Origin of the sequence: Candidatus Methylobacter favarea (genome assembly GCF_902806695.1) — a bacterium.
Lineage (GTDB): Bacteria > Pseudomonadota > Gammaproteobacteria > Methylococcales > Methylomonadaceae > Methylobacter_B > Methylobacter_B favarea.
The window spans coordinates 1-24,836 of record NZ_CADCXN010000092.1 but is presented as its reverse complement, the minus strand read 5'-3'; the positions used below and the strand labels follow the sequence as shown (position 1 = coordinate 24,836).

Genomic DNA, 24,836 nt, shown 5'->3' with positions numbered 1-24,836 from the left:
GCGCCGAAAACATCACTATTGCTCAAACGAAACCGGCAATCTATGAGCTACAGGAACGCTCTTTCTAAGGATACAGGGGGGTTATCTATCAACCGTGCATTATTGTACTGAAAACAAGGGAACCCCCGCACGTAATGGCGGACTCTAGCGCGGACTGATCAGCGATCCGACTGAATTGCACCAGTTTACCGCATTCATCACATGGACGGCGTGGGCCTCGATGACCAACCGTCCCGGTGAAAATTACTCCTACACCAACAATTTTCCATACGACCCCAGCGTTGGTAATACGCCGATACCCGGCGCACTGTTGTGGAGTGCGCTGAGTCTTATCGTGCTGCTGGCAGGTATTGCAATCGTACTGTTAATGTTCGGCAAGTTCGATTACCTTGGCTGGATTAGCACCAGGCAGCATGTGCACCCTCATCTGTTGCCTGGTCAAGCCAGCGCCGGCCAGCTAGCACTGGTGAAATTCTTCGTGGTGATGGCGCTACTATTTCTTATGCAGACTTTGGTGGGGGGCGCGGTGGCGCACTATCGAGCGGATCCGGGCAGTTTTTACGGCTTCCAACTAGAGGGACTATTTCCCAGCAATCTGATGCGCACCTGGCATCTGCAAACGGCGGTTTTTTGGATCGCTACCGCCTATGTTGCCGCGGCCTTGTTTCTCGGCCGTTCGCTGCGCAAGGATGAACCAGGCTGGTTCGCGGGCTGGGTTCATCTACTGTTCGGTGCTTTCATCGTGGTTATAGGCGGCAGCCTGTTAGGGGAATGGGCGGGTATCTCGCAAATGCTGGGTCAATGGTGGTTCTGGCTTGGCAACCAGCGCTGGGAATACCTGGAACTCGGCCGTCTGTGGCAGTACCTGCTTATCGTCGGTCTACTGGTGTGGTTTGCGATATTAGTGAAGCTGGTGCAGCCACATATATTAAGTGAGCCCTCAACGAAGCTTCTGGTCAGTCTGTTCCTGCTGGCTTCCCTGGCGATTCCGGTGTTCTACATTCCGGCACTCTTCTTCGGCGCCAAGACCAATTTCACCGTGGTCGATACCTAGCGCTTTTGGATCATTCATTTATGGGTCGAAGGTTTCTTTGAATTCTTTGCAACCACCATGGTGGCGCTGATGTTTTATCAACTGGGTCTTACCCAGCGCAACGTTGCGCTTCGAGTGATTTACCTCGATGCCATCCTGTATTTCGCCGGTGGCGTGATCGGCACTGGCCATCACTGGTATTTTACTGGACAGAGCAGCGTCAACATGGCATTGTCGGCCATGGTCTCGGTGCTGGAAGTGGTGCCGCTGACACTACTAACCCTGGACGCCTGGGATTTTGTCCGCACTACACGTGCAGACTGCGATGTTTGTGGCAAATCAGTCGCCATACCGCATAAATGGACGTTCTACTTTTTGATGGCTGTCGGCTTCTGGAACTTCGTCGGCGCAGGCATTTTCGGCTTTCTAATCAACTTGCCTATCGTCAGCTACTATGAAGCCGGTACCCAACTAACCCCCAACCATGGTCATGCCGCTATGATGGGCGTATTCGGTATGCTGGCGCTGGCGCTGATGGTCTTCGTTTTGCGCCAGACCAGCACCGATACACGCTGGGTCGACATCGAGAAATACGTTAAGGTCGGATTTTGGGGCATCAACGTTGGCCTAGCTCTGATGTTAATGATGAGCTTGTTCCCCAGTGGAGTGTTACAAGTCTGGGATGTAGTCCAGCATGGATACTGACACGCGCGCAGCCTTAACTTCGCCGGGAGCGACCGGCAGAGCGTTCAAAGCCAGCAGTTCCCTTCGGCGGACGTTACCGCATCGTCGATTTTGTGCTCAGCAATCTGGTTAACCCCGAAATCCAATCGATCTATTTGCTGGTTCAGTACAAATCCCAATCACTGATCGAGCACATACGACGGGCATGGTCGGTTTCGAATATCATTGCGGACCACTTCGTAACTGTCGTGCCTGCCCAAATGCGCGGTGGCCCGGAATGGTTCCAGGGCACTGCTGACGCCGTCTACCAGAACCTGGGGTTGATAGAACATCACCGCCCCGACATAGTGGCAGTCTTTGGTGCCGATCATATCTATCGCATGGACATTAACCAAATGGTTCAGTTTCATTTGGACCATGAGGCCGATATGACGGTGGCAGCCTTGCCTGTGCCATTGAATCAGGGTCATAACTTTGGCATCATCACTCCTGATAGTTCGTTCCGAATCATTGATTTTCAGGAAAAACCCGCGCAACCCAAGCCTATTCCTGGCGATCCGCAACATTGTTTTTCCTCCATGGGTAATTACCTGTTTAAGACCCAGGTGCTCATTGATGCTTTGAAGGAAGCTCATGCTCGAGGAGAAAAAGATTTCGGCCATGATGTACTACCCAGACTGATTCGTACGCACAAGGTCTACACTTACTTATGCTTTCACCTCCAACCGAATACCAGGCGTCAAAACTTATGAAGAACCTTCTTATTGGCGCGATATTGGCAACATTGATGTCTATCATGCAGCCCATATGGACATGCTTGGACTGGAGCCGCGGTTCGATACCTTCAATCCCGATTGGCCCATTTATTCTGATCACTATTTCGGGCCGGAAGCCAGGATTATTAGCGGCGAAATTCGAAACTGCATTATTGGTGGAGGAAGTATTATTAATGGGGGCAATATTCGTAATTCGGTGATCCGGTATGAGGTAATGATCGAGTGCGACGTCGATATTGAAGATTGCATCATCATGGACTACAGCTTCATAGGCAGTGGCTCCCGCCTTCGCAATGCCATCATTGGCCGATATAATCTCATCGAACCGGCCACTGTAATCGGCTATGACCCCACAACTGATCGGCAACGCTATCCTATTAGCCCATCCGGGATTGTAGTCGTACCTAAAGGTAAGCGAGGACAAATCCGAGTGTATTGACTGTCACGCTGAGTCAGGCAGGCGGGGAGGGATTCAATTCTCTTGGGCGATTTTTGCTTGGCGCATGTTAGCGCATCGGGGATTAATTGTCATCAGTGGCAATATGCGCCCTTGTTTATATCCTTTAGCTGTTGCTCTAGATATTCGTGCAAGTAGGTGACAAATCGGAGGCAATACTATGACGTTTCTCGTCAATTGCTACTCGTGTTCTTACATCACTGCCAGCGATAAAATCTAAAACAGTAGAACCGGGAAATGATAATGCCTTAATCAATCGTCGAATAAACACTCTCGGCTTTTGTGTTGGGTGTCCAGCGCGTTCTTTTGAATGACCTTAGGCGAGGCATTTGCCATACATGTGTTGAATTACTGCCCTTTTTCAACGCTTTCTGGACAAAGCCTTTTATCCTTCATGTAGGCTTTTTTAATTACCTCATCGAAAGGTTCGCGTACTGTATCCAGATCAAAAAAGTATTTATCCGTTTTGCCGAACCATGCTATTTTCGCGTGTCGATTGGCAAATAACCGTTGAGCTCCCATACCTGAAGCGGCTTGCAAACATCGGCATTTTCGGCCCGAATTATTTGCGAATAGCCGACACCTTCGACCCGAATTAAATGCCAGTGGGCCCACATTATTTGCCAATAGCCTGCAAACATCGCTCAGGGCTCACATTGTGTGCAAATAAGAAAATACAGGCTATTCGGCTAGGCGTAAGGATTCGTGCGAAAATGTGCAATAGCCGATAAACCAATGTGACGATATTTCTATGAGCCAGGTTGCTTACATTACAGGTCTAGGGTTCTCTCCCGATCCCTCGCAGTCTTTCGCTCGGCTTTTTTGAATGGCAATAATTAGCCGTATAGCGGCCAGCTGCTGAGTTGCTTGGGCAAGTCAGTTGCCAAGACAGGTAGTGAAGTTATCCAGACCTGTTTATCGTGAAAATTGTGCAGGCTATCCCGCCTGGTAAATCAAGTTCTTCGTCTTTTTCACTATACTTTAGTTGGCAACCCAGACAGTTCAAGTGTAAATTACAGGCCCAGATAGTAATTTGTTTGCCGGCAAAGGAGGATTAAGGTGAAAATCGCTTATCTCATTCTCGCTCACAACAATCCCAAGCATTTGCAACGGCTGATTAGAGCCCTCTCCTCTAGCTTGTCCGCCTTCTTTATTCACATCGACCGTAAGTCGAGCCTGGGTGATTTTTCGAACCTCAACGGGGGAGAACGTCTACGTCTCTCAAGAAAGAATCCCCGTTTATTGGGGTGATTTCTCGCAAGTTGAGGCTATCCTCATTCTTCTTCGCCTGGCTCTCGCTGAACAGCGTCGCTTTGACTATTTTGTACTTCTTAGTGGTACCGATTATCCACTACAGCCCGTGTCGTATATCGAGAGTTTCTTCGCAAGCAACAGGGGTAAAGAATTTATAAACATAGTCCAGATGCCCTGCGAAGCAGTAGGAAAACCAATCTCTCGACTTACCACCTACAAGCCATCTCCGGGCGACTCACAGATAGCCAGGATTATGCGAAAGCTGCTAGTCACTACTGGGGTCAGCTCGGTGGATCGGGACTACAAATCACATCTTCGGAACCTCGTTCCGCATGGCGGAAGCGAGTGGTGGGCGCTATCGCGTGAAGCCTGTGAATATATCCAGAGCTTCGTGGACAACAAACCCCAAGTAGTGAACTTCTTTAAGCACACAGTTTGTCCTGATGAGTCGTTCTTCCAAACGATCATAGGTAACTCGCCTTACAAGGCAAGAACGCAGCGGAACCTGACTTATGCAGATTGGAGTGGTGGTGGAGCGAATCCGGCATACTTAACGAAAATACACCTTGAGTTCTTGACGGCCACTGCATCTATGACGTTGGACGATTTATATGGCACAGGGGAAATTCTGTTTGCCAGGAAGTTTTCAGATGAGGCAGAGGAGATAGTCCTATGGCTTGATCAACTCATAAGCGAAAAGGAGGACCGGGTAACAAAGCGCTGCACCTGACCGCAATTCCGCCAGGCTCCATGGCGGCAGGTGAGCTTGATCGTTGAATGGCTGCTTTCTGGCTTTTACCCGCCATTCCCTGGAAATTCTTGATCGTCTCTTTTAGGCCGGGTGCCGCCAGCGTACCATTAAAGTACACTCATGCGAGACACAGCGATTGAGACAAATTTAGTTTATCAATAGGGTTAAATTTAAGTTTATGAGACGTTTCTGCTCGAAAGCCTAAACCCTAATGAGACGAGATCAGAGAGATTTTATATTCTCATTTTAATTGAGTCCGCGATAATGGAATGCAAGCCGAAGCGGATAAGTGCAAGCTCATTTACAGATAACCTAAGCAGGGGTGTCGCGTCAGTTGAGTTAATTCCGGTCAAAAATTGCGCTGATTGCTGGTTTACGGGTTTTAATTGCGGGTTGCTACACGTAGACTACGAATTGCAGCAAAAAGCTGCTTAACCATGTGTCCGGAAAAGCGTTGACACATCACAAGCTTTTTGCAATGCTAGTAACTCGTATACTGACGTGACAGTGCAGCGCACTATATTCTACTGTTCGCTTACTTCTTTTGTGACGCCTTCTCGCCACAACATCTCACCCTTGGAGCATGCAATGAACTATGAATCTCATCATTACGTCCAGAAAGTTAAACAAGCCGCACAGAAGCGCGCCCCCATACTGATTACTACTTGTCTTGCCTTGTCAGCAATGGCCATAGTCGTGAAATACAAGACTAAACAGGTGGAGCAGGAGCACCCCCCCCAAGGCAAGTTTATCGAAGTCGATGGCGTGCGACTGCATTACTTCGATGAGGGGGCCGGCGAACCTCTGGTTCTCATCCATGGCAATGGCACCATGGCGGAGGATTATGAAATCAGTACGCTAATTGGACGTGCCGCAAAAACGAACAGGGTTATCGTCTTTGATCGCCCAGGTTATGGTTATAGCGAGCGTCCAAATAATCGAAGGTGGGATGCAACGGCACAGGCACAGTTGCTGCACAGGGCATTAGTCTTACTGGGTGTGGAACAGCCGGTTGTTGTGGGGCACTCCTGGGGTACGCTAGTCGCCTTGTCGATGGCCCTTGAGCAGCCCGACTATGTACGCAGCCTAGTATTGCTATCGGGTTATTACTATCCCATGCCTCGGCTGGATGTTGTGTTATCCGCACCCATGGCAATCCCTTTGCTTGGCCAGTTTATCCGGTACACTATTTCGCCCATTGTTGGACGGCTTGTCTGGCCGCTGGCAGTACGCAAACTCTTCAGCCCTTCCAGTGAGCCAGCGCATTTCAAACGCGCGTTTCCTGTCTGGATGACTATGCGGCCTTCCCAGCTGCGGGCAAGCGCCAGCGATGGCGTGATGATGATCCCTGAAGCCAGCCGCCTTGGAAACCGGTATAAAGAACTGCAGATGCCGATTATCATTATGGCGGGTTCAGGCGACTTGCTTGCGCTTTCAAAACTGCATTCGGAGCGGTTGCATGAAGAGATTCCCCACAGCAAATTAGTGCTCAAGCCAGAAGTCGGCCACATGATTCACCAAGTGGTTCCCAGTGATGTTATGAAGGCAATTGAGATGGCTTTTGCCGATGGCTGAAGCATACCGGGTGAAGATAACCCGGACCCTCTCCTCAAGATCGCCCGACAGGTTAATTAAAGCAACTTTATTTACTTTGTCCGGCCAGACTTTTGTTGTGCAAAGGGTAAGTTTTGCGACAACAAAATAGGCATAGGCAGAATCAAGCTTTACCGTGTCGCAAAACTATGGTGCAAAAGCCTTCATTTATGATACATTTTTGCGACATTCTTTTGGAGTTATACGATGTTGATAGGTTATACCCGTGTATCGACCGATGACCAGCACCTCGACAACCAGCGTTCGGCGCTTCGCGCTGCTGGTTGCCAACGTATCTACGAAGAAAAAATATCCGGAGCCAAACGTGCAAGACCGGAATTAAATAAGTTGCTCGATCATATGCGTGAAGGCGATGTGCTCGTGGCGACCCGTCTGGATAGGCTGGCCCTTGCGACGCGGGATCTGTTGGAGTTGGCGGAGATTCTAAATCGTGCCGGTGTTGGCTTACGGTCACTTGGCGAACCTTGGGCAGATACGACCTCACCTTCAGGTAAGATGGTCTTGACTGTCTTTTCCGGGATTGCTGAATTTGAGCGTTCGCTTATTGCTGAACGGACTACTGCTGGTAGACTTGCTGCCAAAAGCAAGGGCATACGATTCGGAAGGCCGCCAAAACTCAGCGCTGAACAAATAGCACTCGGTCACCGTCTCAGTTCGGAGGGAACTTCCGTGCGAGAAGTTGCCCGCATGCTCAACTGCCATCATGCTACTTTATACCGCGCAATCGGCACCTATATCACACCTGCTGACAGCAACTAAGGGAAGCCCAAGCTTACCGGTGACATCGGCTTTGACAATCCGTTGACAGCGATTTAGAAAAATCACAGGAGCGCACTTGCGCCGGAGTGAAAGAAGCCCAAAAGCGCGGCATTAAGTTTGGCCGCAAACCGAAACTCACCCCCGCCCAGATCAAACACGCACGGCAGCAGATCGACACAGGCGAACGGGCGCAGGACGTGGCCGCGCTCTTGAATGTGCATAAGGCAACGCTTTACAGGGCTTTGAAGAATTAACAGGCGCTCCTATCTATAAAACCTTCGGTGTTAGACGGTTTCTATACCTTCAAATATATAGAGAAAGGTAAATTTCCGCTTGCAAACTGTTGACAGATTTGCCAACATACGCCTGATGAGAAATACCCGACCCATTTCGTGGCTCAAGGCGGCGCGTAAAGGCTTGGAGGAATTTTCCGAAGCCGTGCAGAGCGACATCCTTGACGCACTGACGATTTGCCGCCGAGGGCGGCAAATCGGACAAGGCGAAGCCGTTCAAGGGGGTTGACGGCGGCGTGTTCGAGATTGCGCTCAAATATCGCGGGGATGCATTCCGGGCGCTCTACGCCGTCAAAACAGGTGCGGAAATATGGGTCATCCACGCCTTTCAGAAGAAATCAAAGTCAGGGATCAAAACCCCACAAATGGAGGTTGACCTTATCCGTGATCGACTCAAGAACTTGAGGGAGGCATTAAAATGAAAAACGACGATATGGAATTAGTGCGCGGCAGCGGCAACGTCTTTACCGACTTCGGACATCCAAACGCTGGACTTGAACAAGCCCGCGCCATTATTGCGGCAAAAATCATCAGTATCCTTGATGATCGCAGCCTCACGAGCCGCGAAGCGGAAAAGCAGACGGGAGTTTCACACTCCGAATTTTCCCGTATCCGCAACGCCCAGCTTCGCCGGTTCACGCTCGACCGCATGATTGGCATTCTCGGTAAACTTGACGAAGATGTTGAGGTCAGTGTCACCTTTCGGCCACGTCAGCACGATATTGGCAGCCCACAGCTCTTATAAAAAGCGGTAGTTATAGGGGGGTAGTGGTATGTTGTGGTATTAGAGTGTGCAGACGGTAGTTATAGGGGGCGAGTCGCGGTCAAAAATACGACTTAAATAATTGAGTTAGTTAATGAAAAAAGTCAACAAAAAGTCCTTATCCTTTTAACCTTATTTATATCCTTCTTTTAACCGTCTCATAAAATCAAAGCCAGGTTGGGGATAACTTTTGACCTGTCAAAAAACCAAACGCACGAGATCGACAAAAAGGCCAAGCCATAACCAATGAAGAACAACACAAGCTCGATACACTTGAAGCGCAAGCGGCGCAATTTGCGGCGCACCTGTACAGCCGGACATTACGTGAACCACTGGACAGCCAGGACTTGCAACCATTGAAGCGCATAGCGAACAAAGCCAACGACCGGGCGGAGAGGCGTTATCAAAGCAGTTTGAAAGCTTACAGGGAGAGCCAGAAAAACCAGCTTTAAGGACTAGCGGGAGCATCGGTGCAGAAACTTACGGTTATGGTTTAATTTTAAGGCTAATTAATAAGATACTCCTACACCGCTCGGGCAGTAGTCAGACAAGCTATTGCTGATCATGGGAATCTCGGCTTATGGTTTTTTATTACCCTATAGTTTTCTGTTTTGTGAAACCGCAGGTTTCCGTTTAAATGCTCCCGCTAGTCCGTTATGCCAAGGCCGGCCATTTTAAAACGCGAGCCACTACACGTAGGTATTGCCGTTTAAAATATTTTGCTGCCTTTTGCTATGTATTGGCACAGCAAACCCCAAGGCCATTAAAGATGATCAAGCTTTACAATTAATGTGTTATAAAAACAGACACTTGTCGAGCTACACAAGCTCAGGGCCTAACATTAATTAGGCAGTCAAGACTCCAAGCGAAAAACTTCTATGCATTTGTTTTTCCCCTTTAGAGCAACGCTTCCAAGCGAGGTGCGGTAAAACGCCGGACTCAAGTGCTGTTCCGTGGTTGCGCTGATCAGGATACGGCACGGCGATACAAAATAGTCGGCTGCCAAGCCTTCTTTATCATAGCTTTCCAAGCGTGCGGCGGTGTTTACCGTATCCCCATGTATGGTGTATTCCAGACGTTCCTTATTGCCTAAACTACCTGCGAGCAAAGGTCCGGTATTAAGACCGATGCGCATGGTAACGACAGGAAGGTTTCTCGCTGCCCAATTTTGATTCAAGTGGATCAGCTTATCCTGAATGGCCAATGCACAGGATACCGCGCGAGTCGCATCCGACGTTATCAAAGCAGCGCTTGTCCGTGGCAGGGGAACGCCAAATGCGGCCATAATGCCATCGCCCATGAAGCGGATAATCACTCCATCATGGCTGCTAATGATTGATGTCATGGCATCAAGATATTCGTTGATCCAGACGATAAAAATTTTGGGATCCAAGTTTTCGGCAATATGAGTGAAATTGACAAGATCGGAAAAAAACACCGTAGCCGTCATCCGTTGCGGTGTTAGTATTCCATCTTTTAAAATTTCTCCTCGATGCTGCCATATTTCGTTGGCGATAGGGCTACTGACATGACGAGCGAAAAGGCTCATCAAAGCATCCCGCTGCTGATGTTCGCGATGGGCGAGCCAGGCAGTTGTGAAGGTTGTGGAGAAAAGCCAGCCCAAAGAGGAGGGTACCATTGGTATCCAGATACCGGTGCGGAACAGGCTATAAACCGTACCGGCCCCACCAACAAGCCCTAACGCCTGAACCAGAACGAAAAATTGCAAAGGGTATTGGCGGCGGCCGATTAGAACACCCGCCATACAGCAAAACCAAATCCATAACCATTCCAGCCATTCAGGGACTGTCCGGAAAGGTTGATGTCCATAAAGAGCAGCTCTCACTAACTGATCGGCTAACAACCCGTGCATTTTAACGCCCGCTGTTTTTTGACTGATAGCATCCTGAGACAAGCCCGGAATGGAAAAAAAGTCCCTGCTACTTTCGGCAACGGAGCCAATAAGAACAATTTTACCTTCTAGATCGGCAGCTGCCATGCGGTTATCCAAAGCGTCACCCAGGGAATAAGTGGGGAATGCCGTGGGTTGATACTGGAAATCGAGCAAAATTTGGTAGCCCTTGTCATCCATATTCTGATAACCGCCATCGTTGGACCGTAAACGAGGCAGACTGCTTCTGCCCAAACGCAGGCTATCCGGCTGGTCGGCATCACCTAATGCAGATATACCTTCATATGCCAGATAGCGTAAGGCGAGCAGGTAACCCAGACTATAGCAAATTTCATTATCCCCGAGATAAATCAATGCTCGTCTTATGCTGTTGTCACTATCAATAGGCAAGTCGGTGCAGCCGGCCTGATCCGGATTGAGCAGATAAGCGGGCGGAGATATGCCGCCTGACGCCGCATCGCCATATTTTCGTGCAACGATAATTTCGCTGTGTTCTTTCAACAGCTCTTCCAGTTTGTCAGTATGGGGTGGAAGCGGTATGTCTCGATAAAGATCCACCCCGATAGCGCGAGGATGATATGCGATGAGTTTAATCAGAATATCGAACAATGTGCCGTCGGGTATAGCGCTGCGCTGCAGTCGGATAAGATCGTCGTCAGTGATGGTAATCAGGGTAATGGGAGGATTATAGGGAGCTGCCGATTGGAGACTTAGCATCCGGTCATAAGCTGACAGTTCCAGGTTTTGGAAAAATCCCCCTAGATAATTAAGCGGTATGACAGCCAGAAAAGCCACAATCCCAATAAAAAAATAAGCATAAATCGGGATGCCCGATGCGTCAGTGCTCATTTTCATGTCTCGGTTTAAAGCACGGTTTCCGAAAGCCAGATCAACTCCTTGGGCTTGATGAGGGTGAGCTGTTGTTGTTGCAGGCAGATCAAGCCGTCCATTTGCCATTGGGCCAAGGTTCGGTTGACGGTTTCCCGTGAAGCGCCGATCAGATTGCCCATCTTCTGCTGCGATAAATTCAATCGAAGGGTGCAACCGGGACTAATAGGCGCATTATTGCTCGTTGCCAGTTTGACAATCAACTTAGCCAGACGCGCGGGTACTGACAATAGCCCGACGTTTTCCAGCATATCACTGGTATTCCTGAGCTTCTCGCAAAGCACCATCAGGAGCTGTATAGCCACATCCGAATTCAATCTGAGAAAAGGGATGAATTCCGAACGGTGGATATAAATCACTGTACACGCCCCCACCGCCGTGGCATTGGCGGAACGGCACTTGCCATCGAGTAATGCAATTTCCCCCAGTATCCCGCCCGGTCCGATATAGTTGAGTGTAATTTCCTTTCCATCTTCAGAAGTCGCGCTGATGATCACCTTGCCTTCGATCACAATCATCATGCTGGAGCCTTCATCGCCTTTGATAAAAAGCGATTGCCCATTTTGAAAATGACGTTCCACGGCAAGAGCCAGGATATGATCAATTTCCGTAGGCATTAATTGCCGAAAAAGAAAATGCCGCGATAAAATTTCACGCTTGTTAATATGAAGTTGTTTCTGCATAGTCGGGCATACCCTTCAGGTTTTTCCTGGAATTATAATTTTAACCGGGCTATGGCTGCACTAAATCGCTACGATAGAGTACTAGTGCACGCCAGTCATACCCAGTTGTTTTGCTTGGCCTATATCATGGAAAAATAATTGCTGAAACCAAAAGTATACGATAAATTCATAACCCTATAATAACTCGTTGTAACCAGGCTAAATAAGCGCCTACAGGAAGCCGGGCTAACAATTCAAAATAAGGAGCTCACCTGTCCATTATGCCCGCTCATACTCTCAAATGGCCACTGGCAACCTGGCTGACTGTAGCGTTGCTGAATACGTCCGTATTCGCGCAACCGGTAGGGACTTCCTCGGGCCATGCAAGATCGCTAGGCAGCGATCTTCTGGAGAGAAATCGCAGTGATCGGCCTCTGCCCCCCGAAGACAAGAATCTCCCTGTTTTTCAGCTTCCAGCGCTGCCTTCTCCCAGTCCTGAAAGTCAGCCGCTCTCCCATCGGCTTCGGGTCTATTGCCGCATGATACGACTGCAGGGCAACACGATTTTTCCTCCATCCGATCTGGAACGGTTAACGTCCCCCTATAAAAACCGTCACATTTCCAATCAGGAGTTGCAGCAGCTTAGGTACGAGCTGACGCGCTACTATGTCGACCGTGGTTACATCAACTCGGGCGCGGTGATTCCGGATCAGAACGTCAAAGACGGCATTATCGACATACGTCTCATAGAGGGCCGATTGGAGCGCATCGAAATTGAAGGCAGGCAGCATTTTCGTGAAAGTTACCTGAAAGATCGTATCGGACTGGGAGCCCAATATCCGCTTCAAATTAACCGTTTACAGGAAAACCTCCAGTTATTGCTGGAAAATCCGCTCATCGAGCGTATTAATGCGGACCTTCGACCCGGAGCGCAACCGGGGCTGGCGATCCTCAAAACCCTGCTTAAAGAAAAAGCGCCTTACCAGCTCGGACTGGTCTTCGACAATCAGATCGCCCCCAGCATCGGCAGTTATCAGGGCACGGCCTATGCTGCGCACCGCAACCTGACCGGTCATGGCGATGTTTTCAGCGCCCAGGGTCGCTTTGCCGAAGGCTTGACCGGTTACGGTTTGGATTACTGGCTGCCCGTTAACCGCTATGACACCACCCTTCATGCCTGGTATTCACATTATGACTCCGACATTGTCGAAGTACCTTTCAATTAAATCGACGTTACCAGCAATAGCGAATCCTATGGGGTCAGCCTAAGCCATCCTTTCTACCGCTTACCCGGACAAAGCCTCTCAGGAACGGTTACCCTGGAACGACGGCGCAGCAATACTTTTCTGCTCGGCCTGCCGTTTTCGTTTTCACCCGGTGTACAGAATGGCGAAAGCAGTGTTACGGTCATCCGTATCGGCCAGGAATGGCTGCATCGCAGCACCGAACAAGTGTTCGCGGTCCGCTCGATCTTTAACATCGGCATCGATGCGCTGGACGCGACGATCAATCAACATGCGCCCGATGGCCGTTTTTTCTCCTGGCTGGGGCAACTGCAATGGGCGCGGCATGTAAGATCAGGCCAAATCATCTGGCGCGCCGATGTGCAACTGACTGACGATCCTTTGCTGCCGCTGGAAAAATTCCAGATCGGCGGGGCCAACAGCGTGCGCGGTTACCGGGAAAATCAGATCGTGCGCGACTGGGGCTTTTCGTCATCGCTGGAATACCGCCAGCCGCTGTTCAACAATTTTTTCGGCCCGAACAAATTCTTTGTCGCGCCGTTCGCCGATGTAGGTGGAGCCTGGAATACCGACGATAATACGGCTAACTCCCAAGATTTGCTCGTCAGCATTGGCCTGGGCGTCATCTGGGAACCGGACCGGCGCCTCCATAGCCATGTTTATTGGGGGAAAGGACTGATTAACGTCAATAATCCGGATAATGATCCGCAGGATTATGGGTTTCATTTTAAGGTGAGTGGGCAATTTTTTTGAAAGATTTTTAGGTGGGTGAAAATAATGGTCAAGGTACCTAGCAGACTCGTGTCAATTTTCCGATTTACAGGATACTTTCTCGCTGCCTGTTTTACAGCAGATATCTGTCGTGCTGAGATCCAATTTGACGGAACCATAGGGCCGAATGTAGTTCGTGACGCTGCCCGTTTCGGGAACGACCATTTTATTGATAGCAGCGATGGCCGAATTGTTGGCTCGAATCTTTTTCACAGTTTCAGTAAATTCAGTATTCCTGCCGCCGAGAGTGCCAATTTTGTTGTCAATTTCAGCCCCGCAATAATCGATAACGTAATTTCACGGGTCACCGGGGGAACGCCCTCTAATATTAACGGCGCATTTAATTCCTTCATTCCAGGTGCGAATTTCTGGTTCCTTAATCCTGCGGGCGTTATTTTCGGTGAGCAGGCCTCAATCAATGTGACCGGTTCCTTTCATGTCAGCACGGCCAACTATCTAAAATTCGCAGACGGTTCCATCTTCGGTGCCGATCAAGCTTCGGCGCCAGTGCTAACGACAGCGGCTCCGGAGGCTTTTGGGTTTTTGGGAGGTAAACAACCGGCTCCGATCAACTTTGAGGGAAGCGGCTCTGGAGTCACAGTACCTGAGGGCAAGACTCTTTCTGTCATTGGCGGGGACATTACGATTACAGGAGGTAAATTTCTTGGAACGCCAGTTGAATCTCGCCTTCAAGCCCCGGGAGGACGAATCAATATTGCCAGCGTCGCGTCTGCGGGTGAAGTAACGATAAAGCCTGACGGATTAGACACAGCATCTTTCGACCGGCTTGGAAAAATCGAGATTCAAGGTGTATTGGATAGAAAATCAGCTATTAATACCAGCGGGGAGGCCGGAGGCGCTGTGTTTATCAGAGCGGGGGAGTTGGTCATGGATAATTCGTATGTGGCGGCCTTAACCTTTGGCGCCGGGAACGGCGGGGGCATAGATATTAAAGCCAACAGTTTAAAGCTGAGCAATGGCGCTCAAATCGATACCAGCAGTTACGGCAGCGGGCAAGGAGGCAACTTGAATATTGCTGCTACAAATATATCGCTCATCGGTGGAAATGACTCGGCTTCAGGTTTTTTTTCTCAAGTTCACGGTGACGGGAATGCAGGCTTTCTGAAAGTAACGGCCGACTTCCTGGATTTGAAAAATGGAGCACTAATTAATGCCGAAACCTTTAGGAATAGCAGGGGTGATGGAGGCGCTGTGTTTATCAGGGCGGGGGAGCTGGTCATGGATAATTCGTATACGGCGGCCTCAACCTTTGGCGCAGGGAGCAGTGGAGGCATAGATATTAAAGCCACTGGTTTAAAGCTGAGCAATGGCGCTCAAATCGATACCAGTACATACAGTACTGGCAAGGGCGGAACGCTGACGGTTATCTCCCATGGCGATATCAATATCTCAGGCCCCATGGGGGAAGATCAAAACCAAACAGGTATATTTAGCGTTACAAATGATACAGGTCCCGGCGGCAGCGTCTCTGTAACGGCGGATGGCGCTCTTACTATGGACGGTAGCGCCCGGATACTGACTCGGACACTGGGCACAGCAGATGCCGGTTTACTTAACGTAAAAGCCGGTAACCTTACGCTGAGCAATGGCGCACAAATATTCGCGGGTATTGGAAATACCATGAAAAATAACCTGATCCAGGGGAATAGGGATGGTACAGGTAAGGGCGGCGATATTTTTGCCACTGTGGCTAACACTCTTTCCATCTCCGGTTATGACGCTCTCATTCCAAATTTTCGAAGTGGCATTTTCAGCGCCGGGCAAATCGGTCGTGGCGATGCCGGGAATATTTCTGTATCGGCAAAAACAATCGAACTTAGAAATCAAGGCACCATAAGCGCTTTTAGCGGAGCTCGCAGCCTTGGAAAAGCAGGCAATATAATCATCCGCGAAGTGGACAACCTGAATTTAAAAAGCGGCAGTACGATCGAAACCGAAGCCATTCAAGCTGATGGCGGCAATATCGATGTGCGCGCCCGTGACCTGGTTTTTCTGATCGACAGTGCCATTACCGCATCGGTACAAAGCAGTACAGGAAAAGGAGGTAATATTACTATCGATCCAATTTTCGTAATTCTTGATAACAGTAAAATCATTGCTAATGCCTTCGGCGGGCCTGGCGGCAACATCCGTATTGTTGCCGATCAATTTATCGCCTCGCCTGACAGTATCGTGGACGCCTCTTCCCAATTCGGAGTCGATGGGCAAGTAGTGATCACTTCGCCCGATACCAACATGATTGGCAAAATCGCGACCCTGACCGCCAAATTCCTTGATCCTTCGACTTTATTCAAGGCCCAATGCGAAGCGCGTTATAACGCCGGATTGAGCAGCCTGGTGGTTAAAGTCAGTAACACGGCGGGCGCTGCCCCCGGAGAAGGCTACTTTATCGCATCATATGAACCCGATTCAGATTCAGGCAAGACTTCTGTAAATCACACCAAAAATTACACCCCATGTCCCTAACCTATTCTATGGCTGAATCGTTATCCCGTTGACAACAATAATTGAACAGCTTATGCTTGGCTATCATTAGCTAACCAATAAGGATTCTTTATGCAAGTCAATATACTCGAAGCTAAAAATCGCTTATCCAGCCTGATCGTTGCCGCCGAGCGGGATGAAGAAGTGATCATCGCGCGCAACGGCGAGCCAGTCGCCAAAATTGTCAAATATACAGCACCTAAAATAGCCGCTCCCGGTGCTTGGCAAGGCAAGGTTGCCTATGCCGACGAATGGAATTCATCTAAAACTAATGCGGCAGTCGAACGTCTGTTTGCTGGCGAGTGATGCGCCTTCTGCTTGACACCTGCATTGTTTATGACTGGTTGATGGGGGAGATTAAAGACCTTCCAGCCATCCAACGAATTCAGACCGAAGGTGCGCTGGTCAGTTCCGTTTCGGTATGGGAAATGGCCATAAAAAACAGCCTTGGCAAAATGCCTTTGCCTTCTGTTCATATTGCCGAAGACATTGAAGCGCAGGGCTTTCAGTGGCTGAATATCACGCCATACCATGCTCAAGCCCTGTTTGAATTGGGTTCTCATCATAAAGACCCTTTTGACCGCTTGCTGATCGCCCAGTCAAAGTACGAAACATTGTGCATTGTTACTTACGATACAGCCTTTCAGGATTATCTCGATGATGTGCTTATTATCAGGAAATAACGGCTATCATGAGGAACGCATTTTGGGATGCAACGCTTTATTTTTCGGATGCCTTTAGGAAATCTCTATAAATACCCTTCCCCCTGTGAGAGTTAGGGGTATAAATGCTTGATTCTAATCCCCCCTTATCCTGGCCTTCTCCCAGAGGGAGAAGGGACTGTTTCCTTAACTTAACGGCATTAATTTTGAGGCATGGTTTCATCCTCCTAAATCAGCCGATCACCTTCACTAGGTTTACCATCACAGGCTTGATCCAACACGGACTTAAAACTTCACGATTACCGCGCTTGGCACGTAAGGCAAGATAATCCCCGGTCATCAGTGCGGCCATTTTTTCGCCTGACACGGACGCAATCAATTTGTGCAATGAATATTTTTTCTTTTTGCACCAACTTTTCAGCATCCTTAAGGTAAATCCGGAAATAAGCTTGGGTTTTCACCATAAAAAATTATCTCGCTTGTGATCCAGCTCATAGGTCAATCTTGTAATGAATGAGTAAATAGTCACGCCTTCAAAGAAATCTATTTTTTAAGGAAAATTCAGGGTTGATAGCAAGAAGAAAAAATTTAATGGGCTGGTGATGCAGATCATAACCGGACAGTCCGGAAATTCGATTTAATGGCATCGCCCTCAAAGGCAAACCGAACGTAACTAACTTATTTTGGAGAACGATCATGAAAACTAAATCATTAATTGCAGGTCTGGCTATTTCTATGGCGGTGATGGGTTCCACGATGGCGGGGGAATTAGCTACGATGGAAGGTATTCCGGCGGAGGCAATGTCGCAGGGGGAAATGGATAAGGTCGAAGGTAAGTTTTTTGAATTTAACCCGAACTACGGATGGCTTTGGGTAAATAATTTCGGCCACGTTTGGCAATGGACTACGGGCGCCTACCTTGGTCAGCGTCAAACCAAACCAAATTTACAACAGTACGGTAAATCAATGGGAAGCACTGCGAAGGGTTTTATTAACCAACGATTATTCAGTCCTACGGAGTACATCAGCCCAACCCGTCAAGGAACTTATCAGCAACGGCTTCAGTAGGATAGTCATGTAGGTTAGGTACACGATTTTATACTAGCCCATTAATATCAAGCCGGACGGGTTTTGTAAAAACCCGTCCGCAACTTTTTTGCTACTTTACATGAGCTGCAAAGTTTAGCTTAAGGTGTTTTGAAATATCAGGGATGCAAGCTGCAAATTCCGTCCCGCATAAAAACCAAGGTATACTGATCAATAGATTAATTGAATGGATAATCTGCGTGAAATGCCATGAATAGCTTTATACTATTTCTCATTACCACAGTTTTCGCCGTCTTGGGCTTGTCAGGCTGCACGGGACAATCGCCTGTCACCACAATCAATCTTGGCCAAAACACCCGCAAGTAGTGATCACTTCGCCCGACACCAATATGATTGGCAAAATCGCGACCCTGATCGCCAAATTCCTTGATCCTTAGACTTTATTCAAGGCCCAATGCGAAGCGCTTTATAACGCCGGTATGAGCAGTCTGGCCATGAAAGTCAGCAATACAGTTGCACCGGCTCCTGGTGAAGGCTTTTTTGTAGCACCTTATGATTCGATATAGGCAAATCCTCCTCAGGGAGCATCAAAAGCATTAATTCTTGTCCATAGTTCACTCCGGAACGTTCTAAATCTAGCCGAATTCAATCGACAGCGGCGCCTGGAGCATCGGGATTCTCAGCCTTGTTCGGATAAAATGTCAACAGAATTAAGAAATTCCTTGATTTGCGAAAAAGTATATACTTATTGATATACTTTTTTCGATGCCAGGAGCTGTTGTATGAAAGAAACACGGATTGCGAAATTATTTAAAAACGGCGCTAGTCAAGCCGTCCGGCTTCCGGTTGAGTTCCGTTTTGAAAGTGATGAGGTTTATGTGACGCGGGATGACGCAACCGGTGATGTGGTGCTATCAAACCGGCCGGGAGCCAAAATTTGGCACGAGTTTTTCGAATTGCTGCATGCCATTGACGCGCCCGCCGATTTTATGGCTGAGCGCCCGATGAATGTGCTACGCCAGGAACAAGGCCTCTTTGATGACGAAATTACTGGGCAAAACCGGGAAGGCCATTCGTGATGCTACACATGCTCGATACTGACACCACAAGCTATCTGATCAAGGGAAGGTCGCCTGCCATTGAAGTCAAACTGGCGGAACTGGTGCCGTCGGATGTCTGTATTTCGGTCATGACCCGGGCGGAATTGCAATACGGCCTCAAACGTTTGCCCGCCGACCATCGCCTGCACTTGGCGGTGCGCCAGTTCCTGAAAATTATTCGCGTATTGCCTTGGGATTCAGAGGCGGCCGACTGGTACGCGGAAATCCGCCATCAACTGGTCAGCACGGGGCAACCGATCGGTGAATTGGATATGATGATCGCAGCGCATGCCTTGTCGTCCGCCGCTGTCCTGGTTACCAACAATCACCGCCATTACGAGCGAATCAAGGCTCCGTTACTATTGACCAATTGGGTTTAGCGTTAACTATGAAGAGGAAGTCCGGGCATTTAAGCTGGACGGGGCCTTGCAACCAATGCCGGTAAGTTAAGCTATAAACCTAAGTTATTAATTTATATGGAAAATTGATAAAAACAATTTGACTAATGTACATGCCAACAATCCATCCTGTCTTGCCGCCACGCTGCACAACTCTGACTTTATAGCCGCCCCATCGCTACGATAATGACATGGGTATCAATCACTATTCTAAACATTTATAACTCCTGTCCGGCACAGGATAGGTGAGCTGCATCCTATGTTCTGAATTGCAAAGGTATTTGAATCATGAAAACCAATATGCAAACATCACCGGTGCCGAATGGCATGAACTGAGCCCATCGAGCCCCGGAATGACGATAGGCCCAATGGGAAATGGTTGTTTAACCCCTCATTTCCCGATGCCAATGCTGTTGACTTAATAACACGGCCTCTTTCTCCATCAGAGCTAATCTATGCATACAAGTTTTTAGCCTTTATCTCCGCTTACTATTCACCCTCCTCCAGAGGGAGAAGATCGGGATGAGGAGATATCAAATGGCTTTTTTGTTTTATTTTTCCCTCACACAACTCTCTGGCAGGGATTTTGACTGTTTAAGTCGACAGTATTCTCCTCCAGCGCTCCCAACCTAAAAATTATCTCCCTTGTGATCCAGCTCATAGGTCATTCGTGAAATGAATGAGTAAATAGTCACGCCTTCAAGGAAATCTATTTTTTAAGGAAAATTCAGGGTTGATGGCAAGAAAAAGAATCTATCGGCCTGTGATGCAGATCATAACCCGTCAGTTCGAAAATTCGATTTAATGACATCGCCCTCAAAGGCAAATTTCATATAACTGCACAATTTTGGAGAACGATCATGAAAACTAAATCATTAATTGCAGGTCTGGCTATTTCTATGGCGGTAATGGGTTCGACGATGGCGGGGGAATTAGCTACGATGGAAGGTATTCCGGCGGAGGCAATGTCGCAAGGAGAAATGGATAAGGTCGAAGGAAAATACTACAATCCTTTCTTTTCTAATGTTGCCTACTCATCACCTCTCGGGGCATATAATGGATTTTACAACCCGGCAGTCTTCAATAGCCGCTTCTTTCCTCTCTACAACCTCTATCAGGGTCAGGTCGCAAATTTACAGTTTCAGGGTTTTCTGCAAGGAGGAACAACTGGGATGTTGAATAATTTGCTAGGGGCGGCTTCCGCATTTTACCCTAGGTGATGATTTTAATTGAGCACATGCTGGGGACCCATTAATATCAAGCCGGACGGGTTTTGTAAAAACCCGTCCGCAACCTTTTTGCTGCTTTACATGAGCTGCAAAGTTTAGCTTAAGGTGTTTTGAAATATCAGGGATGCAAGCTGCAAATTACGTCCCGCATACAAACGCAGGGTATACTGATCAATACATTAATTGAATGGATAATCTGTGGAATGCTATGAATAGCTTTATCCTATTTCTCATTACGACAGTTTTCGCCGTCCTGGGCTTGTCAGGCTGCACGGGACAATCGCCCGTCACCACGATCAATATCGGCCAAAATACCCGCATCTTCAAACCTTTAAAATCCGTCAAAGTCCTGCGCGATGAAAATGTCGTCAAACAGGGTTTTGATTATTCCTGCGGGGCAGGCGCTTTGGCGACTTTATTGACTTACGGCGTGGGCGATAAGGCATCCGAAGCGGAAATTCTGCTGCAATTGATGAATTCTCTGCCGAAAGACCAGGAGAAGCTGAAAAAAAAGGAGGGTTTTTCCCTGGCTGATTTGCAAAAGGTGGCGCTGCTGCGGGGGCATAAATCGGCGGGATTTCGCATGCTGCCAGAATATCTGGCCAAACTCAAGGGCCCCGTCATCGTATTCATCCAGCCGCGCGGTTACAAGCATTTCGCCGTCTTGCGCGGCATCCATGGCGACCGGGTATTTCTGGCCGACCCGTCCCAGGGAAATGTACGCATGCCAGGCTACCGGTTTCTCGACGAATGGCTGGACGAAAAAGGCACAGGGATTATTTTCGTCGTGGAAGCGAAACACGGCTGGCAGGAAGATTATCCCTTGAAGCTCAAGGTGCGCGGAGTTGCTCAGCCTGAAGTACTGACCACCCGCCAAATGCTTAATGTTGGCAATCCCTATGCCCGATTTCCAGAACTCCTACGGTAACCAGACCATGAATAAAAACAACCGGAAAATCCCCGCTATTTGCTCTATTCTAGCCGCTATTTTAATCGGCATGGTTTATCAGGCTGGAGCTGCGGAGATTGCGCCGCCGCCGGAAGTGTTGACCGCCCAGGAGGCATCTGCTTTACTTCGGGTACCCGGTGCAGAACTCATTCGCATGGCTGACGCCCGGGAGATCCCGGGCCGGAAGTTCGGCCGGGAATGGCGCTTCAACCGTACCGCGGTCATGGCCTGGTTGGCAGGGAAGGACCCGGTGGGGGCTGTGCTGATCACGAGAGAAGTTGAAAAATCCACGGATAAACCAGATCCTCAGCCGGTTGCTGAGGCCCGTTCGAAGAGATCGGTGGAGCTGCTGGCTCAAGCTGAATTGGAAAATACTGCGGGACGAGGCGTGGATACCACAGCCCCTGCTGACAAAAGTAATAAAAAACCGCCGCTAACCATTGGCGAGAAACCTAAAACAAAGACGGCTGAAGAAGTGTTCTTGCGTGATCAGGCGGTATTGTTGAAAGCAGGGCAAATGACCTTGGAAATGGACTTGCTGTATGCCCGTAGTGATCGTAACGATTTGATACCCGTCCAGGTCAATTTTTTGGATAGCAGCGTTATTCAGGGGCAGTCTAAATCGGATTCTTATTCATCCAATTTCAGCGTTCGATATGGCTTATTTAATAATCTTCAGGTATTCGGCAGCATACCCTTGTCACATCAGTCGCAAACGCTGAGTTTTGGCAGTCAGGAAATAAGCACAAACGTCAACACGCTGGGGCGCTGTTACTACGGGGCTGCGTTACGCCGCTTTGGCTGAAGGTTCAGGTTATCCAGGCGTCATTTTAAGTATCGACGGCAGTATTCCTACCGATCAAAGAGCCTATGGCGTAGGCGGCAGTCTGGCATTGACCAAGAGCTTTGATCCCGCCGTGTTATTCCTGAATGTTGGCTATCGTCACTTTTTCAACAGCCAAAGCTACGGGCCCGCTCGATTGACGGCGGACGAGCAATTCAACACGACCGCCGGTATTGCTTATGCCTTGAACGACACGTTAACGCTCAGTACTTCGCTATCGGGCGTATTTTTTAGTCGGAGTCATTTGCAAGAAGGTTTTACACTACCGGCGCGCGAATTTTACAGTCTGCAATTTGGCCTGACCTCGTACCTGACGAAAGGGCTTTTCGTAGAGCCATTTGTGAATTTCGGTCTGAACGGCGACAGTTCAGATGTGACGATAGGCCTGAATTTGCCTTATACGTTCGATTTGTAGATACTGAATAACACCTATTATTGTCATGCTGTAGTCAGAAATATTAAACGAGTAGGCGGTCATTTCCGGTAAGCGAGGGTCTATGCGAGTTAATCAAACAAGCTTTTCGGCAATAGTTATTGGCCTTTCATTACTCTTGATATACCGGCCTGGCCTTGCTTTGGCGGTTTCGGCGCAGCCGGAAAAGCCGTCGCCCATCAGTAAAGCCCCGTTGCGCCGACAATTGGATAAACTGGATAAATCAGATTTCCGTGCGTTAACCCGCAACGCACAAACCGGCCTGGACTATTTCAAATCCGGAGAGCTCGATTTGGCCCGGGAAAAATTTGAAGCTTCCATCAGGCAAGCTCGCCAATCCGGAAACAGTATTGCGCTGGCTTCAGCACTCACTAATCTGGGCAATGTTAAATCTGCTCTGGAGCAATTCGATGGCGCGAAGATTGATTATCTGGAAAGCGCGAAGGTAGCGGCTGAAAACAGACTTCACAACATTGCTGCCAGGGCCTATGCCAATGCGGCAAGAAATGAAGTTATACAGGGCCATCGGGAAAGTGCCGTTGCTTTGCTTCATTCGGTTTATGAACAGATCAAACCTCTGGCCGAAACTCGTGAAAAGGCGGAGCTTTTATTAGGGATAGGGCATCTTCTGCAACCAAGCGGTTTTGAGAAAACACAAATAAAACCTGCTTCCGAATGGTCTTATCAAGCGCTGATTGAAGGGATCAAGAGCGCTGAGAACCTTAGTCTGGATGATTTGCGCGCCTACGGTTACGGCTATCTCGGGGCTCTCTACCTGAACCAAAGCCGTTTGGCCGAAGCACTGGAATTGACCGGGCGGGCGGAATTCGTGGCACAATCCATCAGCCGACCCGACATTTTGTTTCGCTGGCAGTGGCAAACGGGGCGTATTTTGGCCAAACAAGGAGCCAGAGTCGAGGCGATTGCCGCTTACCGACGAGCGGTCGCGACCTTGCAGCCGATACGCGGGGAATTGCGCACATCAACAGTAACGCCGAATTTATCGAGTAGCATCGACGATCTTTATGTTGAACTGGCTGATTTGATGCTGCAAGGACAAAAGCTTTCAGAAGCTGAATTACTGGCGGTCAGGGATGTCATCGAACATGGCAAAGCGGAGGAGCTTGAAGATTATTACCATGATGATTGTGTGGCCGCATGGTTGGGTAAGGCATCACGGATTGATCACTTGGCCGATCGCACAGCGGCCTTGTATCCGATCATGCTGCCAGACCGTCTGGAATTGTTATTGAGCTTGCCTAATGGCTTGCAACGCTACACGGTGTATCGAAACCGTGCTGATGTCCGCAAGATGGTAGAGCAATTGCGTGTAACGCTGGAAAATCGTAGTACACCGGAATTTTTGCCGCACGCACAAGCCCTGTACGACTGGTTAATCAAGCCAGTGCTTGCTGATTTGGTTAAGAACAGAATCGAGACCTTGGTATTCGTGCCCGATGCGTCTTTGCGCACCATTCCTTTAGCTGCGCTCCACGACGGCAAGGATTTTTTGGTCAGGCGCTATGCCGTAGCCACCAGCCCCGGCCTTACGCTAACCGATCCGCATCCTATTCAGCGTGAAAATACACGGGCATTGCTTGCCGGTCTAAGTGAAGGCAGCCAAGGTTTTCAGGCGCTACCCAATGTCCGGGATGAAATCCGGCGCATCGCCGAGCAGTTTCCTGCCACGGTTCTTGAAGATCAGTCTTTTCGGGTCAGCAATATGAGTCGGCAGCTGTTGGAAAATCCCTACCGAATTGTCCATATCGCTTCACATGGGCAATTCAACAGAAACATAGCAGATACGT

Annotated in this window: 26 protein-coding genes and 2 pseudogenes; 24 read left to right on the top strand and 4 right to left on the bottom strand. The window is 48.9% G+C overall.

Annotated features, from left to right (window positions below; all coding sequences use genetic code 11):
* Positions 1-154 precede the first annotated feature (154 nt).
* The 4 genes and pseudogenes from HUX64_RS19845 (at position 155) to HUX64_RS19325 (ending at position 2,932) form a co-directional block, all read left to right on the top strand.
* Positions 155-1,054 carry a hypothetical protein gene (locus HUX64_RS19845; RefSeq protein WP_425484270.1) on the top strand — a complete coding sequence of 300 codons (900 nt, stop codon included), beginning with the start codon at positions 155-157 and terminating at the stop codon, positions 1,052-1,054.
* Positions 1,055-1,063: 9 nt separating this feature from the next.
* On the top strand, positions 1,064-1,738 hold the full coding sequence (locus HUX64_RS19840) for a cbb3-type cytochrome c oxidase subunit I (protein ID WP_343034412.1): 675 nt from the start codon (positions 1,064-1,066) through the stop codon (positions 1,736-1,738).
* A 50-nt stretch (positions 1,739-1,788) separates the two neighbouring features.
* A pseudogene (locus HUX64_RS19330) lies at positions 1,789-2,469 on the top strand (sugar phosphate nucleotidyltransferase); the annotation flags it as partial.
* Between the two features lie 55 nt (positions 2,470-2,524).
* On the top strand, positions 2,525-2,932 hold the full coding sequence (locus HUX64_RS19325; RefSeq protein WP_217426558.1) for a GlgC family sugar phosphate nucleotidyltransferase: 408 nt from the start codon (positions 2,525-2,527) through the stop codon (positions 2,930-2,932).
* Positions 2,933-3,068: 136 nt separating this feature from the next.
* Here HUX64_RS19325 and HUX64_RS20505 read toward each other — a convergent pair.
* Both HUX64_RS20505 and HUX64_RS14945 read right to left on the bottom strand, forming a co-directional pair.
* A pseudogene (locus HUX64_RS20505) lies at positions 3,069-3,248 on the bottom strand (DNA methyltransferase); the annotation flags it as partial.
* A gap of 50 nt (positions 3,249-3,298) precedes the next feature.
* Entirely contained in the window at positions 3,299-3,490 is a 192-nt protein-coding gene (locus HUX64_RS14945) for a hypothetical protein (protein ID WP_174627018.1), read from the bottom strand.
* A gap of 640 nt (positions 3,491-4,130) precedes the next feature.
* Here HUX64_RS14945 and HUX64_RS14940 point away from each other — a divergent pair.
* The 7 genes from HUX64_RS14940 (at position 4,131) to HUX64_RS14915 (ending at position 8,366) form a co-directional block, all read left to right on the top strand.
* Positions 4,131-4,934 (top strand): beta-1,6-N-acetylglucosaminyltransferase, encoded by an 804-nt coding sequence (locus tag HUX64_RS14940; RefSeq protein ID WP_174627017.1) that lies wholly within the window; start codon positions 4,131-4,133, stop codon positions 4,932-4,934.
* A 609-nt stretch (positions 4,935-5,543) separates the two neighbouring features.
* Entirely contained in the window at positions 5,544-6,530 is a 987-nt protein-coding gene (locus tag HUX64_RS14935) for an alpha/beta fold hydrolase (protein ID WP_174627016.1), read from the top strand.
* 225 nt (positions 6,531-6,755) lie between these two features.
* Positions 6,756-7,328 (top strand): recombinase family protein, encoded by a 573-nt coding sequence (locus HUX64_RS14930; protein WP_174627015.1) that lies wholly within the window; start codon positions 6,756-6,758, stop codon positions 7,326-7,328.
* A gap of 86 nt (positions 7,329-7,414) precedes the next feature.
* Positions 7,415-7,582 (top strand): helix-turn-helix domain-containing protein, encoded by a 168-nt coding sequence (locus HUX64_RS14925; RefSeq protein WP_174627014.1) that lies wholly within the window; start codon positions 7,415-7,417, stop codon positions 7,580-7,582.
* Positions 7,583-7,661: 79 nt separating this feature from the next.
* Positions 7,662-7,850 (top strand): hypothetical protein, encoded by a 189-nt coding sequence (locus HUX64_RS19835; RefSeq protein WP_246247054.1) that lies wholly within the window; start codon positions 7,662-7,664, stop codon positions 7,848-7,850.
* Positions 7,851-7,857: 7 nt separating this feature from the next.
* Positions 7,858-8,043, top strand: a complete 186-nt coding sequence (locus tag HUX64_RS19830) for a type II toxin-antitoxin system RelE/ParE family toxin (RefSeq protein WP_246247053.1) — start codon at positions 7,858-7,860, stop codon at positions 8,041-8,043.
* On the top strand, positions 8,040-8,366 hold the full coding sequence (locus tag HUX64_RS14915; RefSeq protein ID WP_174627013.1) for a helix-turn-helix domain-containing protein: 327 nt from the start codon (positions 8,040-8,042) through the stop codon (positions 8,364-8,366). Before HUX64_RS19830 ends, HUX64_RS14915 begins: the two co-directional genes overlap by 4 nt.
* An 871-nt stretch (positions 8,367-9,237) precedes the next feature.
* Here HUX64_RS14915 and HUX64_RS14910 read toward each other — a convergent pair.
* Positions 9,238-11,145: a CHASE2 domain-containing protein gene (locus tag HUX64_RS14910; RefSeq protein WP_174627012.1), complete on the bottom strand. Its 1,908-nt coding sequence runs from the start codon at positions 11,143-11,145 to the stop codon at positions 9,238-9,240.
* A gap of 14 nt (positions 11,146-11,159) precedes the next feature.
* Positions 11,160-11,867, bottom strand: a complete 708-nt coding sequence (locus HUX64_RS14905) for a Crp/Fnr family transcriptional regulator (protein ID WP_174627011.1) — start codon at positions 11,865-11,867, stop codon at positions 11,160-11,162.
* Positions 11,868-12,127: 260 nt separating this feature from the next.
* Between HUX64_RS14905 and HUX64_RS14900 the strand changes: the two genes are divergently transcribed.
* The 13 genes from HUX64_RS14900 to HUX64_RS14840 all read left to right on the top strand — a co-directional run.
* Complete coding sequence (locus HUX64_RS14900) at positions 12,128-13,072, top strand: ShlB/FhaC/HecB family hemolysin secretion/activation protein (RefSeq protein WP_174627010.1); 945 nt, start codon at positions 12,128-12,130, stop codon at positions 13,070-13,072.
* A complete protein-coding gene (locus HUX64_RS14895) occupies positions 13,073-13,843 on the top strand; it encodes a ShlB/FhaC/HecB family hemolysin secretion/activation protein (RefSeq protein ID WP_174627022.1) in 771 nt (256 codons plus the stop codon).
* Positions 13,844-13,891: 48 nt separating this feature from the next.
* Complete coding sequence (locus HUX64_RS14890) at positions 13,892-16,348, top strand: two-partner secretion domain-containing protein (RefSeq protein ID WP_174627009.1); 2,457 nt, start codon at positions 13,892-13,894, stop codon at positions 16,346-16,348.
* A gap of 90 nt (positions 16,349-16,438) precedes the next feature.
* A complete protein-coding gene (locus HUX64_RS14885; protein WP_174627008.1) occupies positions 16,439-16,672 on the top strand; it encodes a type II toxin-antitoxin system Phd/YefM family antitoxin in 234 nt (77 codons plus the stop codon).
* Complete coding sequence (locus HUX64_RS14880; RefSeq protein WP_174627021.1) at positions 16,672-17,049, top strand: type II toxin-antitoxin system VapC family toxin; 378 nt, start codon at positions 16,672-16,674, stop codon at positions 17,047-17,049. The genes HUX64_RS14885 and HUX64_RS14880 overlap by 1 nt, the downstream gene beginning before the upstream one ends.
* A 675-nt stretch (positions 17,050-17,724) precedes the next feature.
* Entirely contained in the window at positions 17,725-18,096 is a 372-nt protein-coding gene (locus HUX64_RS14875) for a hypothetical protein (RefSeq protein WP_174627007.1), read from the top strand.
* 761 nt (positions 18,097-18,857) lie between these two features.
* Positions 18,858-19,154, top strand: a complete 297-nt coding sequence (locus tag HUX64_RS14870; protein ID WP_174627006.1) for an antitoxin — start codon at positions 18,858-18,860, stop codon at positions 19,152-19,154.
* An 8-nt stretch (positions 19,155-19,162) separates the two neighbouring features.
* Positions 19,163-19,555, top strand: coding sequence for a type II toxin-antitoxin system VapC family toxin (locus HUX64_RS14865; protein WP_217426557.1), 393 nt, complete (start codon positions 19,163-19,165; stop codon positions 19,553-19,555).
* 878 nt (positions 19,556-20,433) lie between these two features.
* Complete coding sequence (locus HUX64_RS14860) at positions 20,434-20,793, top strand: hypothetical protein (RefSeq protein WP_174627005.1); 360 nt, start codon at positions 20,434-20,436, stop codon at positions 20,791-20,793.
* Positions 20,794-21,010: 217 nt separating this feature from the next.
* Positions 21,011-21,730 carry a C39 family peptidase gene (locus HUX64_RS14855; protein ID WP_174627004.1) on the top strand — a complete coding sequence of 240 codons (720 nt, stop codon included), beginning with the start codon at positions 21,011-21,013 and terminating at the stop codon, positions 21,728-21,730.
* Positions 21,702-22,556 (top strand): helix-turn-helix domain-containing protein, encoded by an 855-nt coding sequence (locus HUX64_RS14850; RefSeq protein ID WP_174627003.1) that lies wholly within the window; start codon positions 21,702-21,704, stop codon positions 22,554-22,556. The genes HUX64_RS14855 and HUX64_RS14850 overlap by 29 nt, the downstream gene beginning before the upstream one ends.
* Positions 22,549-23,010 carry a hypothetical protein gene (locus HUX64_RS14845; RefSeq protein WP_174627002.1) on the top strand — a complete coding sequence of 154 codons (462 nt, stop codon included), beginning with the start codon at positions 22,549-22,551 and terminating at the stop codon, positions 23,008-23,010. Before HUX64_RS14850 ends, HUX64_RS14845 begins: the two co-directional genes overlap by 8 nt.
* Positions 23,011-23,092: 82 nt before the next feature.
* The coding region (locus HUX64_RS14840; RefSeq protein WP_174627001.1) for a CHAT domain-containing protein at positions 23,093-24,836 on the top strand (1,744 nt) is incomplete at its 3' end.

Bases quoted from the DNA above. Each gene is read 5' to 3' on its own strand.
- HUX64_RS14930 (WP_174627015.1), top strand. From the start codon at position 6,756: ATGTTGATAGGTTATACCCGTGTATCGACCGATGACCAGCACCTCGAC.
- HUX64_RS14870 (WP_174627006.1), top strand. From the start codon at position 18,858: ATGAAAGAAACACGGATTGCGAAATTATTTAAAAACGGCGCTAGTCAA.
- HUX64_RS14885 (WP_174627008.1), top strand. From the start codon at position 16,439: ATGCAAGTCAATATACTCGAAGCTAAAAATCGCTTATCCAGCCTGATC.
- HUX64_RS14865 (WP_217426557.1), top strand. From the start codon at position 19,163: ATGCTCGATACTGACACCACAAGCTATCTGATCAAGGGAAGGTCGCCT.
- HUX64_RS14860 (WP_174627005.1), top strand. From the start codon at position 20,434: ATGAAAACTAAATCATTAATTGCAGGTCTGGCTATTTCTATGGCGGTA.
- HUX64_RS14900 (WP_174627010.1), top strand. From the start codon at position 12,128: ATGCCCGCTCATACTCTCAAATGGCCACTGGCAACCTGGCTGACTGTA.
- HUX64_RS14935 (WP_174627016.1), top strand. From the start codon at position 5,544: ATGAACTATGAATCTCATCATTACGTCCAGAAAGTTAAACAAGCCGCA.
- HUX64_RS19325 (WP_217426558.1), top strand. From the start codon at position 2,525: ATGGACATGCTTGGACTGGAGCCGCGGTTCGATACCTTCAATCCCGAT.
- HUX64_RS14915 (WP_174627013.1), top strand. From the start codon at position 8,040: ATGAAAAACGACGATATGGAATTAGTGCGCGGCAGCGGCAACGTCTTT.
- HUX64_RS14855 (WP_174627004.1), top strand. From the start codon at position 21,011: ATGAATAGCTTTATCCTATTTCTCATTACGACAGTTTTCGCCGTCCTG.
- HUX64_RS14875 (WP_174627007.1), top strand. From the start codon at position 17,725: ATGAAAACTAAATCATTAATTGCAGGTCTGGCTATTTCTATGGCGGTG.
- HUX64_RS14850 (WP_174627003.1), top strand. From the start codon at position 21,702: ATGCCCGATTTCCAGAACTCCTACGGTAACCAGACCATGAATAAAAAC.
- HUX64_RS14905 (WP_174627011.1), bottom strand. From the start codon at position 11,867: ATGCAGAAACAACTTCATATTAACAAGCGTGAAATTTTATCGCGGCAT.
- HUX64_RS14910 (WP_174627012.1), bottom strand. From the start codon at position 11,145: ATGAGCACTGACGCATCGGGCATCCCGATTTATGCTTATTTTTTTATT.
- HUX64_RS14880 (WP_174627021.1), top strand. From the start codon at position 16,672: ATGCGCCTTCTGCTTGACACCTGCATTGTTTATGACTGGTTGATGGGG.